The sequence below is a fragment of the Candidatus Zixiibacteriota bacterium genome (assembly GCA_016933955.1).
In the GTDB taxonomy this organism is placed as follows: Bacteria; Zixibacteria; MSB-5A5; order GN15; family PGXB01; genus JAFGTT01.
This window is the reverse complement of the sequence record JAFGTT010000018.1, coordinates 13,184-31,945: the sequence shown is the minus strand read 5'-3', so window position 1 is coordinate 31,945 and position 18,762 is coordinate 13,184. Positions and strand designations below refer to the sequence as shown.

The 18,762-nt window shown below is 49.4% G+C and carries 14 protein-coding genes and 2 tRNA genes; 9 read left to right on the top strand and 7 right to left on the bottom strand.

Features of this window, described 5'->3' with window-relative positions; genetic code table 11:
• Window positions 1–780 (bottom strand): dienelactone hydrolase family protein, encoded by a 780-nt coding sequence (locus JXQ28_06305; protein MBN2277340.1) that lies wholly within the window; start codon window positions 778–780, stop codon window positions 1–3.
• A gap of 175 nt (window positions 781–955) precedes the next feature.
• Here JXQ28_06305 and JXQ28_06300 point away from each other — a divergent pair, with 175 nt between their 5' ends.
• The 4 genes from JXQ28_06300 (at window position 956) to JXQ28_06285 (ending at window position 6,882) form a co-directional block, all read left to right on the top strand.
• Window positions 956–2,134: a thioredoxin family protein gene (locus JXQ28_06300; GenBank protein ID MBN2277339.1), complete on the top strand. Its 1,179-nt coding sequence runs from the start codon at window positions 956–958 to the stop codon at window positions 2,132–2,134.
• Window positions 2,135–2,402: 268 nt separating this feature from the next.
• Window positions 2,403–3,659, top strand: a complete 1,257-nt coding sequence (locus JXQ28_06295) for an MBL fold metallo-hydrolase (protein ID MBN2277338.1) — start codon at window positions 2,403–2,405, stop codon at window positions 3,657–3,659.
• Between the two features lie 157 nt (window positions 3,660–3,816).
• Window positions 3,817–6,180, top strand: a complete 2,364-nt coding sequence (locus tag JXQ28_06290) for a VCBS repeat-containing protein (protein ID MBN2277337.1) — start codon at window positions 3,817–3,819, stop codon at window positions 6,178–6,180.
• 96 nt (window positions 6,181–6,276) lie between these two features.
• Window positions 6,277–6,882, top strand: a complete 606-nt coding sequence (locus JXQ28_06285) for a hypothetical protein (protein MBN2277336.1) — start codon at window positions 6,277–6,279, stop codon at window positions 6,880–6,882.
• Between the two features lie 161 nt (window positions 6,883–7,043).
• Here the strand turns inward: JXQ28_06285 and JXQ28_06280 are convergent.
• The 6 genes from JXQ28_06280 to JXQ28_06255 all read right to left on the bottom strand — a co-directional run bounded on the left by JXQ28_06280 (window position 7,044) and on the right by JXQ28_06255 (window position 12,870).
• Window positions 7,044–7,116 (bottom strand) — tRNA-Lys (locus JXQ28_06280).
• Window positions 7,117–7,135: 19 nt separating this feature from the next.
• Window positions 7,136–7,210 (bottom strand) — tRNA-Lys (locus JXQ28_06275).
• Between the two features lie 65 nt (window positions 7,211–7,275).
• Complete coding sequence (locus JXQ28_06270) at window positions 7,276–7,785, bottom strand: FKBP-type peptidyl-prolyl cis-trans isomerase (protein ID MBN2277335.1); 510 nt, start codon at window positions 7,783–7,785, stop codon at window positions 7,276–7,278.
• A gap of 150 nt (window positions 7,786–7,935) precedes the next feature.
• The gene (pepF, locus tag JXQ28_06265; protein MBN2277334.1) at window positions 7,936–9,828 is read right to left on the bottom strand and encodes an oligoendopeptidase F; all 1,893 of its coding nucleotides are present in this window, start codon (window positions 9,826–9,828) and stop codon (window positions 7,936–7,938) included.
• A 120-nt stretch (window positions 9,829–9,948) separates the two neighbouring features.
• Complete coding sequence (locus JXQ28_06260) at window positions 9,949–10,968, bottom strand: SPASM domain-containing protein (GenBank protein MBN2277333.1); 1,020 nt, start codon at window positions 10,966–10,968, stop codon at window positions 9,949–9,951.
• Window positions 10,969–11,103: 135 nt separating this feature from the next.
• Window positions 11,104–12,870 carry a metallophosphoesterase gene (locus JXQ28_06255; GenBank protein MBN2277332.1) on the bottom strand — a complete coding sequence of 589 codons (1,767 nt, stop codon included), beginning with the start codon at window positions 12,868–12,870 and terminating at the stop codon, window positions 11,104–11,106.
• 264 nt (window positions 12,871–13,134) lie between these two features.
• On the opposite strand from JXQ28_06255, the gene gdhA reads away from it, so the two are divergent.
• The 5 genes from gdhA to JXQ28_06230 all read left to right on the top strand — a co-directional run bounded on the left by gdhA (window position 13,135) and on the right by JXQ28_06230 (window position 18,738).
• Window positions 13,135–14,478 (top strand): NADP-specific glutamate dehydrogenase, encoded by a 1,344-nt coding sequence (gene gdhA, locus JXQ28_06250; protein ID MBN2277331.1) that lies wholly within the window; start codon window positions 13,135–13,137, stop codon window positions 14,476–14,478.
• Between the two features lie 147 nt (window positions 14,479–14,625).
• Complete coding sequence (locus JXQ28_06245) at window positions 14,626–17,598, top strand: histidine kinase (protein ID MBN2277330.1); 2,973 nt, start codon at window positions 14,626–14,628, stop codon at window positions 17,596–17,598.
• Between the two features lie 243 nt (window positions 17,599–17,841).
• Window positions 17,842–18,192 carry a helix-turn-helix transcriptional regulator gene (locus tag JXQ28_06240; GenBank protein ID MBN2277329.1) on the top strand — a complete coding sequence of 117 codons (351 nt, stop codon included), beginning with the start codon at window positions 17,842–17,844 and terminating at the stop codon, window positions 18,190–18,192.
• 115 nt (window positions 18,193–18,307) lie between these two features.
• Window positions 18,308–18,523, top strand: a complete 216-nt coding sequence (locus JXQ28_06235; GenBank protein ID MBN2277328.1) for a hypothetical protein — start codon at window positions 18,308–18,310, stop codon at window positions 18,521–18,523.
• The gene (locus JXQ28_06230; protein ID MBN2277327.1) at window positions 18,520–18,738 is read left to right on the top strand and encodes a helix-turn-helix transcriptional regulator; all 219 of its coding nucleotides are present in this window, start codon (window positions 18,520–18,522) and stop codon (window positions 18,736–18,738) included. The genes JXQ28_06235 and JXQ28_06230 overlap by 4 nt, the downstream gene beginning before the upstream one ends.
• Window positions 18,739–18,762: the final 24 nt, after the last annotated feature.

Genomic DNA, 18,762 nt, shown 5'->3' with positions numbered 1-18,762 from the left:
CTATCTATTAAATATTTCACCGAAAAACTGCTTCATGGCTTGCCAGGAACGCCGATCGGCCGAGGCATTATAAGCCGTTCCTCGCGAAGGATCATCTCCCGCCCCGGGATTGGTGAAGCTGTGAACCGCTCCCCCATAAAATATCATCTGCCAATCCACTCCTGCCTGTCTCATTTCAGCCTGAAAGGCGGTTACCTGTTCGGCCGGGACATAGGGATCATCGGCGCCATGCAAAACCAGCACCTTACAGCGGATGTTGCGGGCATCGTCAGGATTCGGCGTATCCAGGTTACCATGGAAACTGACCACTCCGGAAACGGCCGCGCCCGACCGGGCCAGTTCCAGAACCGCCCCGCCGCCGAAGCAGTAACCGATAGCCGCAACCTGCATGGAATCGACCAACTTTTGTTTTTTGAGAAAATCAACTCCGGCTTTTATCCGCTCCCGCATCAATTGCCGATCACTGCGATATATTTTGGCCTGGGCCGCGGCCTCTTCGCTATTTAGCGGCCGGATTCCTTTGCCATAAATATCAACCGCCAGAGCCACATATCCCATTCCGGCCAGTTTTTCGGTTCTCATCTTGGTATAATCATTGATACCGGTCCATTCATGGACCACCGCCACGCCCGGTCGTTTCCCGGTTATTGCTTTATCATAGGCCAGATAGCCTTCCAGAACCGTATTGCCCTGGCGATATTCAATGGTTTCCGTGACAATTTCCGCCCCGGCAACACTCCCGAAAAATACCAGTAATAACATAAACAGAATAATTTTCATAATATCTCCTTGATTGATTCGACCCCTGAATTCTATTCTCAAGATTAATACGGCGGAGAACATCAATTCATTGAACCAACGGCTAAATTTCAATAATATTGATTTTCGTCTAACTTAATGGTTAAGAATGTTGTATAATTCAGCAAATTGATTAAATTCCAACCGGATATTATTTATGAAACCAGGCCGACTTCTCAAATTTTTTTTAATAACGCTTTTCTTACTTCTGGCGGCGCAGAGTATTTTATGGGCTCAGACTCCCCGGACTCTGAAAATGGCCCGATTCATGGCCCATAAAGAAAACAAACTGATCCTGATGGAATTCTATCGGGAGGATTGCGAATACTGCGAAAAGGCCAACCAGGAGGCCGGACAGAATCCTCAGATGAAACAGACTCTGGCAAAAGTGATGCATCTGCCGCTCGATGTTCTAAGAGATGAAGGCGGCGAATTGGCCAGGCAGTATAATGTCGGAACGACCTATCCGGTTTTTATTCTGGTGAATATCGATGGTGATGTCATCAGCCGCTGGATCGGCTACAACGGCCCGCATCGTTTCATCACCACCCTCAACAAGGCCCTGGCCGACCCGATCACCATCAATCAAAGAGCCGCCCGTTTTGAGAAAAACCCCGATTATGCCGAGGCTCTGTACCTGGCCGGGTACAATTCCGAAATCGGGGAATACCTCAAAGCGGTTGATTATTACCGGCGGGCCGGGCAGTTGGGCGAAAAGAAAAAGGATTTTTCTTTTGATATTTTCAAAAACTATGCCAATGCCGCCTGGAAAGATTCCATCCCGTTCGATCAGGTCCTGCCTTCGGCCGATTCCGTCCTGGTATCGGGTAATATCTCTGGCAATGATAAAATAATGGCTATCAAAATCCTGGGGCGGCTGGCCCGTGATAAAAATACGACCGATTGGTTGATTCCCTACCTCCAGAAAGGGCTTGATCTGACCAGAGCTACCCAAACCGAGGAATCGATTGCGGCCTACGATCTTTTCCGGGGGGATCAGGCGCTTTATGCCCGGCATGACACCGCCGGGGCGATTGTCATCCAGCAAACTTCCCTGGGACCGGACTGGCAGAAAGATCCCGAAAAATATTTCGCCTTTGCCAGGTGGTGCCTGGAGCGAAAAATCCATCTCGACGAGGCCGAGACATATGCCCGTCAGGCCCTGCAACGAGCCACCGGAGACAGATTTCGGGCTATGATTATGGCCACTATCGGGCAAATTTGCGAGGCCCGGGGTAATAGCGATCAGGCCGAGGCAATGTATAAGGCGGCTGTCGAGACCGACCCGACCACCCGGTATTTCAAAACCCTTCTGGAAAATATTCAGGAGGAATAAGGCGGTTTTCCGGTAGTTTTAACCAAATCCAAGCATAACTCTTATTTCGACCTAATTTAATTAACGATATTGGTTCCAACTTTGAAATAGAGTCCGGGTTTTCACCCGGTAAAAGAGGAGGAGATGGCCTCCTCTTTTTTTGTTGCACCCTTTTATCAGGATTTTGTACTTTTCGGGAAAGACAATTACCCGATGCCGGCTATCCCGAACTTAAGACATGACAGCTTTGCGGTTATGGCATAAACTCGGCTAAACGGAGGTTACCATCATGAAGAATATATTATTCGTGCTATGTATTATCCTGATTTTGATTACCCCGGAAGTCCGGCCGCAGCATGAAGCAGCCGAACCGGCCACCGAGGTCACGCGTCTCAATGATAATCTCTTCCGGATAACCTGTATCGGCGCTTTCCGTATCAATGTTACCGCCTTAACCGGTAATGAGGGCATCCTGCTGGTGGAATCCGGCCTGAGAAACACCACCGAGGTTCTCAAAGAATCCCTGGCCAAAATCAGTGACGGCGAGGTGAAATACATTATCAATACCCACATGCATGCCGATCATACCGGCGGCAACCGGAATTTCCCCGATGACATAATCATCGTCGCCCATGATAAAGCGCGCCTGAGGATCGGCGGCCAGTTTTATCATCTCCCGCCCTACCTGACCGAGGGCCTGCCGGAAATCACCTTCAGTGATACCATGACCATCTATTTCAATGACCAGACCCTGAAACTAATTTATTTCCCCGACAATCACACCGATGGCGATATAATCGTTTACCTGCCGGACTACAAAACAATCTGCATGGGCGACCTGTTTTTCGCCGAGGGTTTCCCCTATATCGACATTACCTCAGGCGGGAATGTGGTCAATTATACCCGGACCATTGACCGGATCGCGGCCATGATGCCCGATGATGCCATATATATTCCGGGGCATGGCGGCAATTTCACCAAAAACGAACTGCTCCAGTACAACGACACTCTCAAGGAAAGCATCCGGGTGATTCGGAGTGAAATGGCCCGGGGCCGCACCGCCGAACAGATGATTGTCGATTCGGTTCTGAGCCGATGGTCCGACTGGAATAAATATCCATTTGTGTCCAATGATCAGTGGCTTCAAACGGTTTACGAAAGTCTTCACCGTGATGCCACTCCCGGCTACACCTCCATCTGCGACCCGGTCAGCCGGGCGCTGGTGGAAAAAGGTATCGATGAAGCCGTCAGGGTTTATCGTTATCTCAGCCGCAATTATCCCGGTCGCTATGACTTCGAGGAAAATCAGCTGAATATTCTGGGTTATCAGCTTCTTCGGCGCGGGATGATCGATGAGGCTATTGCCGTTTTCGAGCTTAATATCGAGGCCTACCCCGAATCGGCCAATGTTTACGACAGCATGGGCGAGGCGTTTCTGGCTAAAGGTGACACCACTCGGGCTATTGAAAATTACGAAAAATCCCTGGAATTGAATCCCGAAAACGAAAACGCCGTGCAACTGCTGGAGCAAATTCAGGGTGAATAATTACCCGGTTTAAGACCGCAAAAGCCGTAATCTCATTCCGATATTGACAAAAATCGAAATCAGATTATATTTTATATGATAACCATGGGGTTATCGAAATCCGCCGCCCTGATACTCATCGCCGGAACCGCCAAACCAGTGACCCTGGGGGTGACATATGCGCAACTGCTTAGCGAAGTTCTTTCTACCTGTATTAATTATCATCTTATCCGCCAGCGCCTTTTCATTCGAACCGCTTTTCGACAGCCGGATCGATTATGACATCGGCACTGCGGCTCCCCGCGATGCCGTCGCGGCCGATTTCGATGGCGACGGTGATCAGGACCTGGCGGTATCGGCGCTTAATACCATGTCCATCGGTTATTCCAATGTCACCATCTTCCTGAATAACGGCGACGGCACTTTTATCCGGGCCGGGGTGTACTACATCGGCGATGGCGGTCACTCCATCATTGCGGCCGATCTCGATGGCGACACCGATTTCGATATTGTCGCCGATGACTGCTATTACGGCCAACTCAGTGTCCTTTTGAATAATGGCGATGCCACCTTCCAGAGCCCGGTCAATTATCCCGCCGGAGGTGTTCCGCTGGCGGTGACGGCGGCCGATTTCGATGGCGACGGTGACAACGATCTGGCCACTGCCGATCAGTACCGCGACAGCGCCTGGGTTATGTTCAATAATGGCGATGGCACTTTCGCCGCCCTCGCCGGCTACCAGGTCGGCGATAACCCGCTCGATATCGTCTCCGCCGATCTCGATAACGATACCGATTTCGATTTGGCCGTAATCAACCAGTACACCATGGATATCACTCTACTGGATAATGACGGCACCGGTTCGTTTTATTACGCTGTCGATGTTTCGGCCGGTTTTTACCCCACCGATCTTTGCGCCGCCGATCTCAATGGCGACCGGTTCCCCGATCTGGTGGTGGGGAATTACGGCTCCGATGATATCCTGGTACTGTTCAACAATGGCGACTGGACATTCAAATCCCCGGTCAGTTATTTTACCGGCGAAAAACCGACCTCCGTCTTCGCCGCCGATTTCGATCTGGATGATGATCTCGATCTGGCTGTCACCAACCGGACCACCAACAAAATCTCGATTTTGATCAACCGCGGTGACGGGGATTTCGATTCGGCCGTCGATTACTATGTCGGCCTGGAACCCTTCGGCGCCTGCGCCGCCGACTTTGACGGCGACGGCGACTGCGATCTGGCCAATGTCAACGAGCGGACCAATGATCTTTCGGTGTACCGTAATACCGGCGCCGGGCTGTTCAATCAGCCGCCGATATACCCGGTCGGCGGATACCCGCTTTATATCGCATCCGGTGATTTCGATGCCGATGGTGACAACGACCTGGTGACCGCCAACCAGTCAAGTAACGATATCTCGTATCTGCAAAATATCGACAGCGGCTCATTTGCCGCCCCGGTCTATTACCCGGCCGGCAACGGCCCCGCCTGCCTGGCCATATCCGATTATGACCACGACACCCGTCTCGATCTGGCTATCCCCGCCTACCGCGCCGATTCGGTCACGGTCATATTCGGCGATGGTTCCGGCGGATTTATCGATGCTTTTCAACTCTATACTCCCGGTCAGCCGAATTTCATCACGACTGCCGATTTCAACCACGATGGCCATGATGATCTGGCGGTGTCATGCTATGATTCCGCCAAAATCGCCATCTATTTGGGCAACGGCGACGGCACTTTTCAGCCGGGCGTTCGCTATGATGTCGGCGATGGTCCCGGATGTTCGGCTGTGGGTGATATCGACGAGGATGGTGATCTCGACCTGGTGGTCGCCTGCTGGTTTTCCGATGCGGTCTCAGTCATTTCCAATCTCGGCGATGGGACCTTCGGGCCGCCGGTGAATTACACTGTCGGCTATAATCCGTTCGGTTTGGTCTGTATGGATTTTGATGATGACAAATATCTCGATCTGGCCGTGGTCAATTACGGCTCCGACAACCTGATGATCCTGCCCAATATCGGCGATGGAACTTTCTATATTTCGAATATCTACCAGACCGACTTCTATCCCTGGTTTCTCACCGGGGCAGATTTCGATGGCGATAACGACAACGATCTGATCGTCACCTGCTGGGATGGTTTCCATGCCGCCTTCTATGCCAACAACAGCGCCGCCGTTTTCGCCGAGCCGGTCAAATACGGCACCGGCGACACTCCCGCCTCGTCCTGCGCCTCGGATCTGGACAACGACGGCGATCTCGATCTGGCGGTCGGCAATTACTATTATGATAATATCTCGGTGCTGTTCAATCTCTCCTCCGGTCCGGGGGTTATATGCGGCGATGTTAACGGCAATGGCGCGATTAATATTCTCGATGTGACTTATCTGATTAATTATCTGTATCGTGATGGTCCGCCGCCGCCGTCGATGTGGGCGGCTGATGTCAACGGGAGTGGCGAGATCAATATCCTTGACGGCACATATCTGATAAATTACCTGTACAAATCCGGCCCCGCACCGGACTGCCGGTGAGACTTATTTAATACTAATTATAACTTTAACCGAATGGATATATTTAATAAAATGCAGTATTAACCATAACTTGTATTATTACTAGGGAGTTATATTTTGGATCAAATCGGTGGCATGAATGTTATATATTATAAGCGGCAAGATATTTTAATCGTTGGTTTTCAAAACCGAGATTTGTTTGACAATAAGAAATACATGGAGTTATTTGCTGGTGTTATAGTATCTCAAATGATAAATGATTTAGACGGAATTGATACGCTGGTAGGTTTTCCTTTAAAAAAGACCAACAGAAATCCGGATCAAATTAATTCGATTTCACTTATTGGACTCCTGAAAGATAAAAGTCTAATTGCAGATGATGATATAGATATATGTATTGGGGATTCATCAAGAACATATTTAAGTAAATGCCAAATTACGCGAGTACCAGCATTTGGCAATAGAAGTGCAATTACTGCTCTTAAAGAAATATTAAGCAAAAAACTACTGGTTTCTACAGATACATCCATTTGCCTAATAATTAACATTGAAAACAATATTGTGTTTGATATCAATGAATTAAAAAGTGTTTTAAAGGATAAAAAAGTACCCTATGGAGCGATTTTCGTTGTAGGTAAAATAAAAGAAAATGAATGGCGTTTTAAATGCTATCGCATTTTTCCAGATTTTGCAGAAAGCGATGAAATAGATATTCACCTTTAATAGTCTTGGTAGGTCAGGAGCCCCGCGCTCCTGACTATTTCATCTACGCAACAATGTAATCCACCAAACGGGTTGGTAAAAGCCATCAAGGCAATAACTCATGCCTAAACAAATCTTCTCTTCAATTTCAAGATTATCTTTTATAAGAAAACAATAAAAAATACGCCATCAGGGACTCGAACCCCGGACCCGCTGATTAAGAGTCAGCTGCTCTACCAACTGAGCTAATGGCGCATTCTCGTCTGTTTTTTTATGGTGAGGGTGGATGGGATCGAACCATCGACCCTCTGCTTAAAAGGCAGATGCTCTACCACTGAGCTACACCCCCGCCACAAACAAGACCCTATAATATAAAAATGCGACCCAAAGTCAACCGGTTTTTTACACCGGAGGTCAGTTCAGGCCCAGTAACTCGACATCGAAAACCAGAGTGGCGTTGGGCGGAATCACCCCGCCGGCCCCGCGCGCCCCGTAACCGAGTTCGGGCGGGATAATCAGACGGCGTTTGCCGCCGGTCTTCATGCTCATAACGCCTTCATCCCAGCCCTTGATAACCTGGCCCATTCCGATCGAGAAAACGAACGGCTGACCGCGGTCCACCGAGCTGTCGAACTTCTTGCCGTCCAACAGCCAGCCGGTGTAATGAACCTTAACCTTGTCGCCCTTCTTCGGCGAGGCGCCTTCGCCCACCTTGAGGTCGATATACTTCAGCCCTGATTCGGTTGTAACGGTGTCGGCTTCAGCCATTTCCGTCTCCATTCCAGCCGCTCCGCTGTCCGGCTGAACGGCTTCGATTTTTTCGGTCGCTTCCTTGACCGGTTCATCCTTGGTCTTCTGGTTATCGGCGCAGGCCACCATGCCCATCAAAAACAACACCGATAAGAATACAACGAACAACCTCATAAAAACTCCTGTAAGGATGGGTTTAAAAGTTATTTCAAGTCGATATATAACAAATTACGCCCCGATTGTCCAGCCCCGCGAGGATTTTATGAAAAAAGCCGGGGATCATGCCCGATCCCCGGCCGTGTAATATCACTTCCCGTTTCCGCCCTATTTCCCCTCAAGAAGCAATGCCTCGAACTGATCCACCAGTTCCGAGAAAATCTTAAGAGTATATTCCACCGGGGTCGAAGTGGTCATATCGATCCCGGCCCGTTTGAGAATATCAATCGGGTATGCGGAAGTTCCGGTTTTGACAAAATCCAGGTACGCTTGCTGGGCTCCCGGCTTACCCTCCATAATCATCCTCGAAAGCATCTGCGAGGCGGCGTAACTGGTGGCATACTGGTAAACATAATACATCCGGTAAAAATGCCCGATCCTGAGACACCCCAGATCGCGCCCCTCGGGAATAAAGTAGTCCGACCCGTAATATTTCTGGTAAATCTCGCGGTAAATCTCGCGCATTTTGTCCGGCGACAGTGCCCCGCCGTTTTCCACGATTTCGTGAATCTTCAACTCGAACTCCGAGAAAAAGACCTGGACATAGAATGTCCCGATAATTTGATCGATATAGTAATTGAGCAGGTATAGCTTCTCATTGCGGTCTTTGGCCCGGTCGAGCATATATTTTATCATCAGGGCTTCGTTGCAGGTCGAGGCCACCTCGGCCGTGAACAGTGAATGCCCGGCATACACATACGGTTCGTTGGCGTTGGTGTAATAGGAATGCATGGCATGGCCCATCTCATGAGCCAGCGTGAAAACATTATCCAGCGAGCCGGTGAAATTCAGCAGGACCACCGGGTGAACTGAATAGGTCCCCCAGCTGTAACCGCCGGAACCTTTCCCCTGGGTTTCATAAAAATCGACCCAGCGCGAATCCAGGCCCATCTCCAGGTTGCTCAGGTATTCCTTGCCGAGCGGTTTAAGAGCCTCCAGAACCAATCCGCGGGCTTCCTCGACCGTGTATTCCTTTTTGACATCCTCGACCAGAGGAACATACATATCGAACCCGAACAGGGTATCCACCCCGAGAGCTTTTTTGCGCAGGGCGGTGTACTTGTGAAGCGGTTCCAGATTGTTGCTGACCGTTTCGATCAGATTATAAAAAACCGAGATCGGGATATTGTTGCCGTCCAGCGACCGGTCCAGGCAGTTGTTATAACCGCGAGCTTTGGTGTAAAACAAATCGCCGTCCACGGAACTGGCCAGGGTGGCGCCGAGAGTGTTGATATACCCCTTATAGGCGTCGTTATAGGTTTCGCTGGCCTGGCGGCGGACCTCGCGGTTGGACGATTGCAGAAGCAGTGAATAGCGGCCGCGCGTCAGCTCGATCTCGTTACCGTCCTCGTCAATTACATTTCCGAACTTGATATCGGCATCATCCATCATACGGAAAATCTTCCCCGGCCCGGATGTGGCCGGCCCGGCCAGAGCCAGGATATTCTCTTCCTTCGCGGACAAAACATGGGCCTGGCGGCGGAACATGTCTTCCAAATAAAAACGATAAATAGCCAGTTTCGGGTTTTTGGCCATGAATTTTTCGACTTTTTCATACGGGATGGTCAGGATTTCCGGCTCGATATACGAGGTCGCCTGGGAGAGCGAGGAATAAAGCTGGCGGATACGGTCGCTCATCTCCTGGTACTTGCCGACCCGGTTATCCTCATCCTGTTTCAAATTGGCATAAACATACAGGCGGTGGGCCAGAATACTCATCGAATCCGACATATTCAGACATTCATAGAGAATTTCATCGCCGGAACCGAGCTTGCCCTTATATTTCTCCATATCGGGTATCCGGGCTTCAAGCGCCTTGAAGGCATCTTCCCAGGCCTCATCGGACGGGTAAAAATCCCGTAAATCCCATTTATACTTATCTTCGATCTGGTCCCGGGTGGGAGCCTCATCGACCTGCGCCAGAACCGGCCCGAAAGCCATCACGGCGAGTAGAAGTGATGCAAGAAGCGTTAGCGATTTGATGGTTTTGCTGGAGGTCATTTACATCTCCCTGTCAGAAGTGGTTAATCAATTAATTTCCAAACCTTGACGATTTTCTAATATGTTAATATTACGTTAAATTGCAAGAGGTGTTGCAGAGATAATGGGAGGAAAATAATATCAGCCGATACGCATTTTTGGACAAGCCCGACAGAATTGGTCCGGCTTCCCGGTCATGAAACCCCTGCGAAATCGCCCGTATTCGCGGCTGTTCCAGATTGCCACCGGCGAACGGGAGTGGATATTACCGAATTCCACCCGGCGGTAGATAGTTTCACCCCGTTTATTTTCAAGAACCGGTCGGGTCATGGGCAAATTCAGAAACACACAGGGTGAGACGGTACCATCCGAGGCTACAAACATCGAATGTTGGATATTTTCGGTGCAGAATTGACGGGTATGATCCGGATTATAGAGATTATAAAAAATGCTGGTTCCCATCCTCGCGGCCTCCATTACCACCCGATCCAGCCGGATTTTTATTGCATCGTATTCGACCCTGTTTTGCGGCGCGATGGTTTCCAGAGCCAATTTTTCATCTGGGATAAAATCGAGAGTGCTGATCACTACCTGGCTGATTCCGAGATTATCGATCAACTCCGGCAGGTGTTCGACCTCGTCCAGTCTCGATTTCAGCAGAAGATAGGCAATATGAATATCCGGTTTGACCGATCCGGTTTCTTTCTTACGCGCGTTTATCTTTCCGATAACTTCGATTATTTTTTTCAGCTCTGTTCCCCTGCGTAAATTATCATTACTTGCCCCGGTCCCGGCCAGGGAAAACGCTAACAGATCGAGCCCGCTGTCGATAATCCGCAATATTTTCGAATCGTCGAGAAGCATGCCGTTGGTCGAAGTGCCGACCCGGCAGCCGCACTCGCGGGCGATATTGACCATATCGAAAAAGTGCGGATTAAGAAACGGTTCGCCCCACCCCTGGAGATAAACCAGCCCGCTTTTTTTGAATACCGGGACCAGCCGCCGGAAGGTATCGAGGTCCATCAAACGGTCTTCCCAGATATCTTTGAAGACTGTATGCGGGCAGTAGGTACATAAGGCGGTGCATCGCGACGATACTTCGACCAGCACCCAGCCGAATACAGGCAGGTGAAACAGATTCAAGAAATCGGTAAAAGCCATCTATTCAATATAAGAATCAACATGCCATCCGGCAACCTTCGTCAGATAGTTTTGAGGAGAGTCGGTGACTTTGTCGGGAAACCGAACCCGGCCGCGTAAATTCCCCGGCCGGGTTCAATGATATACAGATAAAATCTATTTCATGATCAGATGGCCGAAGGTATTGGCCTCGTATTCAAGCGGCACCTGCCAGTCAGCCACAGCATTCAGATGCTGCTGTTTGCGCCGGAAATTGAGACGCATTTTCTTGCCCGATTCCATCTTCAATCCGAACTGTTTCAGGGGAATCCGGGCTTCAATTGACCAATACCCGTTACCCTTGTTGGTCTTGACTTCATACTGGCCATTCCACTCGCGGCTGCCGTCAAGCCAGCCATCTTCGCCGATCCAGTAATTGGCGTCATAAACCACTCCGTCGGAATTGAAATAAATCTGAAAAAGGCTGTCACTTCCAAAAGACGGTTCCAGAAAATACCCGACACAATCATCGGCATACACCGGCCCGTCATGCTTGTCGGCCAGGGATCGAATGGAATCTGGGGTGCTTTCGGCGCAGTAAGCGGCCACATAAAGATTATCCTTGTCGTAAGCGAAGAAAAATTTGGTTGGTTCCAGAGTCATATCCGAACCATCGTAATTAAACAACACCGTTTGGGGAGATTCCCAGCATTTTTCTTTGATGTCGCCGTCGATTTTCGGTTTTTTTCCGGCCGGCAAACATTCCGCCTGGCGGGCCACCGTAAGGGTCTTGGAGACTTTCACCTTCTTGTCGGCCGCATAATTGAAATTAACCGCTACTCCCGGCAAGGGGAAAAGCGGCCCGGTGCATTCAGCCGTAAATTCGAAATCACCGTCAATCCCGGCCGCCGCCGTTACCGGCATGATCTCCGGAGTTATTTTCCACCCGTCGGTAGTTTCCCAGCGCAGCGTATCATCAAGCGCGAATCGGGAGAAGGAATTTTTCAGAATTATATCCACCGGGGATGGAATTGCTTTTAAATCCTCACCAATCGGAAGTTGTCCTTTGAATTCCAAGCCCGATGTCCGCAATGGATTATAGATCTGTCGATCCGCCACGGTCACCTGGTCCCATGGCAGGACAGCTCCCATCTTGATCGGGACCGGGTGAATTCCGGTGCTGTCAACTGTCACCCACATAAAGTGGTACTCCAGGCCGGTCGGATCGGGATCGGTATCGGCCCCGGAACTGCCGACATTGGTATACATGACACCATCGTAATTGGCCGCGAAATATTCATGATAGTGCCCTGAAAAAGCGGCATTGACACCGTATTTCACGAACAGGTCATGAAGCGGATGGGCTTTCCCCCTGGCAGTATACTCGTGCCAGAACGGTTTGTGGAAAAAGACCAGAGTATAATCGGCCTGCTGATTTGCCTTCAAATCATTTTCAAGCCAGGTAAGCTGTTCGGCCGGGAAAGAATCATTGACTTCGGCCAGCCCGTAATTGAGAACCACGATATGCAAACCCTGCCGGTTGAATGAATAATAAGGCGGACCAATTATTTCGCGATACATTTTTTCGGACAGGTCTGACCAGATATCATGGTTACCGGGCACATGATAGAACGGCATGGTCAGAGGACTGATAATGGTATTGTATTCCTCCTTTTCAGCTATGATTCTGGCTGAATCATCGACATACCCCTCGACCTCATCGCCGACCGTTATAACGAAATCCGGACGCATCCGGACAACCTCGGCGATCACCTGCTCATGGATTCCCTCTATATGGCTACCCGTGCGATCCCCGAGAATAGCAAAACGGACCGGACATGAGCCTGACTGATCGGCCCGAACCCCGGGGCCGAACCACCCCATAATCATAATCGCCAGAAATAATAATCCGGCACTCCTGAAATTAGTGCGATAACTTCTCATAATTCCTCCTTTAGATTGTGGGTGTAAATTGAAATAACGGCCCCCGGACCGTCCTGATAATTATCCGCCGGTGGCAAAATTCTCATATTTTTTATCAGATTAAGTGAGTCGGGAAAGTAATCCCTTCGATTGTTCATGTCAAGCATAAATATCGGGGAAATTTGATGAAAGGCTATTGACATTCGCCCAAAATTTTCTAAATTCCTGACGTTTGTGAAATTTTTATCAAACTGGTGTAGTTTTTTTTATAGCAAGGAGTTGAAAATGAACCAGTATCTGATGTCCGTTATGGACATGGTTAAGGCTAAAAATCCGGCCGAACCAGAATTCCATCAGGCAGTGCAGGAAGTTCTCGAATCCCTCGAGCCGGTTCTCGACAAACACCCCGAATATGTGGAAGCCAAAATTGTCGAGCGTATTGTTGAACCGGAACGTGTTATCATGTTTCGTGTCCCCTGGGTCGATGACAGCGGTCAGGTCCAGGTCAATCGCGGTTTCCGAGTTGAATTCAACAGCGCTATCGGTCCGTACAAAGGCGGTCTGCGTTTTCACCCGAGTGTCAACCTCGGTATCCTCAAATTCCTCGGATTCGAACAGGTTTTCAAAAACTCCCTGACGACGCTCCCTATGGGTGGCGGCAAGGGCGGATCGGATTTCGATCCCAAGGGGAAATCGGATCTTGAAGTGATGCGTTTTACCCAGAGCTTCATGACGGAACTGTTCCGGCATATCGGTCCCAATACCGATGTTCCGGCAGGTGATATCGGTGTCGGCGGTCGTGAGATTGGTTTCATGTTCGGACAGTACAAACGAATCCGCGATGCATTCGAAGGTGTCCTGACCGGTAAAGGTATCAACTGGGGCGGCAGTCTTATTCGCCCGGAGGCCACCGGTTATGGAACGGTCTATTTCGCCGAAGAAGCACTCAAGACCAAAGGCGAATCATTCAAAGGCAAGAAGGTGGCTGTCTCCGGTTCCGGAAACGTCGCCCAGTTTGCCGTTGAAAAAGTAAATCAGCTCGGCGGCAAAGTGGTTACTCTCTCCGACTCCAGCGGCTATATTGTCGATGACGAAGGCATTTCTCCCGAAAAACTCAAATTCGTCATGGATCTGAAAAACATCAAACGCGGTCGGATCAAGGAATACGCCGACAAGTACAAATCAGCCAAATATTTCGAGGGAGCCGGCGTTTGGAACGTACCGGTCGATGTGGCTCTGCCCTGCGCCACTCAGAACGAAGTCAACGGTAAAGACGCGGAAACCCTTCTTAAAAACGGGTGTAAGTGCGTGGCTGAAGGCGCCAATATGCCCAGCACCCCGGATGCGGTCGATAAATTTATTCAGGCTAAAATACTTTATGGCCCGGGTAAGGCGGCCAACGCCGGCGGTGTCGCAGTCTCCGGTCTGGAAATGTCCCAGAACAGCATGCGCCTGAACTGGACTCGCGAGGAAGTCGACAACCGGTTGCATTCGATCATGAAATCGATTCACTCGGCCTGTAAAAATACATCCGAGGAATACGGGCATCCCGGCAACTATGTTGTCGGTGCCAATATCGCCGGTTTTGTCAAAGTCGCCGATGCCATGCTCGACCAGGGTGTGGTGTAAGATACTTTCTAAACCAGTTATAGATAATTTCCCGACATGGTGGGACAGCCCGGCTGTCCCACCATGTCTTTTTTCACCGATCGGAGAGTAATTCCCAATATCCTGATTTCATCATGGGAATCGGCCGATCTATCGTAGTTGTTTCATATGATCCGGAAACCTGTCATAGATCCCAAGGACTACGAATCGGGATTCGCCCGATTCGATTCTTTGATGCAGTACCGGGTCAAGGATATTCTCCTGGTCTCCAGTCTTTACGATTCATTCATTCTCGAAGAAGACGGCCAGATCGCCCAGCTGATTTCGAGTGAATACGCCGAACATAATCTCACTTTTGCTCCGCAGATCAAACGGGTTTCGAGCGGCGAGGAAGCGCTCCGGCTCCTGGAACAAAAAAAGTTCGACCTGATCATGGTCTTCCGTAAGCTGAGTGACATCAATATCATCTCTTTCGGTCTCAGGGCCAAGGAAATCGACCCTGATATCCCGATCGTTCTGCTGGCCTTCAATCCCCGTGAACTGGCTATCAGGCAGGATCCCAATTACGAACGCGCCATCGATAAAGCTTTCATCTGGAACGGCGAGTCCGATATCCTTCTGGCAATTGCCAAATTCGTTGAAGATAGAAAAAATGTCGACAACGACACCCGGTTGGTCGGAGTCCGGGTTATTATCCTGATCGAGGATTCGGTCCGGTTTTATTCTGCCTATCTGCCGTTAATCTACACCGAAATCGTCGAACAAACCCAGGCCCTGATGTCGGAGAGCCTGAATAAGCCCGATAAATTACTGCGCATGAGAGCGCGGCCGAAAATCCTGCTGGCCGAAACATTCGAAGAAGGCTGGCAGTTGTTTAAAAAATATCGTCAGTTTCTCCTGGGAATTATCTCCGATGTCAGCTTTTTTCGAAACGATATCATGGACAAAGAGGCCGGGCTGAAACTGGCCGAGGCCATTAAAAAAGAAATCCCCGATCTGCCTATCCTGTTGCAGTCATCCAATCGAAAGTACGCCGAGATGGCCCGCGAAAAAAAGGTGGCTTTTCTTTATAAGAATGCCCGGACTCTGTTAACCGACTTGCGTAATTTTATCATGCTAAATTTCGGATTCGGCGATTTTGTTTTCAGACTGACCGACGGGACCGAGGTGGACCGGGCCGAAAATTATCACGAAATGGAACGGTGCCTCGAAACCGTTCCGGAGGAGTCGCTGATTCATCACGGTAACCGCAATCATTTTTCCAACTGGCTGATGGCCCGGACGGAATTCGACCTGGCCGTTCGCCTGCGCCCCAGAAAAGTCACGGAATTTAACGATATCGCCAGCATGAGACAATACCTCATGGATACTTTCCGGACTTTCCGCCATGAAAAACAACTGGGAATGGTTTCTGATTTCTCCCGCCGCCAATTCGATCTCCAGACCGATTTCGTCAAAATCGGTAACGGTTCACTGGGAGGTAAAGGGCGGGGTCTGGCTTTTATCAACCGTCTTCTGCGGCGATACAATGTCTATGATATTTTCGAGGGAGTCAGGATAACCGTCCCCCCTTCATTTATTGTCGGAACCTCGGTCTTCGACAAATTTCTCGAAAAAAACAACCTGCTTAAATTCGCCCTGGGCGATCACTCCGATGATGAAATCGCTGCCGCCTTTGTCAACGGTAAGCTCCCCAAAGAAACCTCGGATGACCTGAAGGCCATCCTCGAGGTGATTAAATATCCACTCGCGGTCAGGTCGTCATCACTTCTGGAGGATTCGCACTATCAGCCCTTCGCCGGAATTTATGAAACTCACATGCTCCCCAACCGGCATCGGACTCTGGGGGGACGGCTTAGCCGGCTCGAGGAAGCTATTAAGTACATCTATGCCTCGACCTTCTTTAAAAAATCAAAGAATTATATCGAGACTACCGGCAACCGGGTCGAGGAAGAGAAAATGGCGGTTATCCTTCAAAAGGTGGTTGGAAGTCTCCGGCGCGGCAGTTTCTACCCGGTGATTTCCGGAATTGCGCGATCATACAACTTCTATTCCATCGGGCATATTAAACCGGAGGAAGGTATTGCCTATGCCGCTCTTGGCCTGGGGCGAACAATTGTCGAAGGCGGCGATTGCCTTTATTTTTCACCGAGTAATCCCATGGTTCTGCCGCAGTTCTCGACAACCAAGGACTTTTTTAAAAACTCCCAGCACGATTTCTTCGCCATTGACATGAGTAATCCCGCGGTCCATCCTTCACCCGACGGCGGCAGCGGGTTGATGCAGTTCAAGATCGATCGGGCAGTTGAGGATGGATCCATGGGATTTGTCGGCTCGACCTATTCCCGGGAAAATGACCGGGTGTACGACGGCATTAACCGGAAAGGGGTGAAACTGGTGACCTTTGCCCCAATCCTGAAAAACCGGATTTTCCCTCTCGATGAGATCATCAGGTTTCTTCTCCGTCTGGGGAGCAACGGGATGAATTTCCCGGTTGAGATCGAATTCGCCGCTGAACTCCATGCCGATTCCAAAATACCGGATGAATTCGGATTTCTTCAGATTCGCCCGATGGCCGTTGAGGCCGCCCATGAGAGTATCTCCCTGACCGATCTCGATCATGACAGGATTATTTGCCGGAGCGATGATTGTTTGAGCCATGGTCGCATCAATGACATTCAGGATATTATATACGTCCGACCCGACACTTTCGACCGGGCCCGGATGAGCGAGATGGCCGTCGAGGTCGGGCGCTTCAATGAATTGATGAAAGCCGGTCAACGGCCGTACCTTCTGATTGGCCCGGGGCGATGGGGTACCGCCGACCGGTGGCTGGGAATACCGGCCAAATGGGACCAGATTTCCTCGGCCCGGGTCATAATCGAAGCGGCTTATGGCGATTTCTCGGTCACACCTTCATTCGGAACCCATTTTTTCCAGAATCTGATTTCCTTTCAGATCGGGTATTTAACCGTTAACCGGACTAACGAATTGAATTTCATTGACTGGAACTGGCTGGAATCCCTGCCGGTCAGTCAGGAAACCGGGAATCTACGCCATGTTCGTTTGGCTCGTCCCCTGGAAGTCATAATTAACGGCCACGATGGACAGGCCGTGATTCTAAGGCCCGCCGATCAATAACCGGTTTTGAGTTATTCCCGATTTTTTATTTTATATCTGGAAATAAAGGCATTATTGTAATATCTTCTATCGATTTCCTGGTAATTGGAAATTTGAAACAAATCATTGGTATTTAAATTGAAATGCAATATTTTGTCAAGCGGAAAATTATTATTTATATGAAATAAATCTTGCGTTTTCATGTAAGACTGTGTTACATTTATGTTTGTGCGACCTGACCATATTCAGATTTTTGCCCGAAATTTGACTAACTTGAAAGATCAGCGGGGCATAACTCAGGAGGAAATTTCCCGAATTACCGGGATTCCGCAATCGACAATAGCATGTCATTTGGGAGGAACCCGCTATCCCGGAATCGATATCCTGGTTAAATATGCAGATTATTTCAGAGTCACCCTCTATGAATTAACCGGTATTGAGCGGCTGAAAGACATTGAAAAAAAAACCGCCGGCGGAATTGAAATTGACCCTCAGGCCAAAGAATTCCTCGATCTTTATCTGAGCCTGCCCGAGGATGACTGGCGGAAAAAAGCCGTCGATGAAATCCTGCTCGGTTTGAAAAAAAAGACCAAAGACAAGGGAAAGGATGAATAATCTTCCTCGCTGGCTGAAAATCCAGCTCGTCTGGGGAGTCGTCATCATGGTAATAGCGGCGGCCTACTATTTGGGGAAAGGATTATTCTGATATAGAACTACGGAGAGCCTTTTTATGTCCAAAAATAATAACCAATCCGGTGAAATTATCGCCCTGGCTATTTTTATGGCATCCGCCTATTTCGCGGCCGGAGTAGTTTTCGCCCCACAAATCATAGAATCTCCTTCCGGAGGATTGGGCACTACTCTACTCAAAATATTTTTCGTGGGCATCGGAATTATATGCCTGATAGCCATAGGCGTAAAGGCGGATAAATTAGATAAGAAATGAAATTTGAGATTAAATTATCTGAGAATCTCCGGCGGCTGATGGATGAAAAAGGTTTGAATCAGCCAGAATTATCAAGAAAATCAGGCATCGACCAGCCTAACATAAGCCGCTATTTAAACCGACATCCAGAGGGCAAAACACCCACTCTAAAGCATTTGGTAAAACTTGCTGATGCCCTCGATGTCAGCCTGGACGAGCTCGGTTGTACAATGTAGTCAAATATAAAAATTCAACCAAAC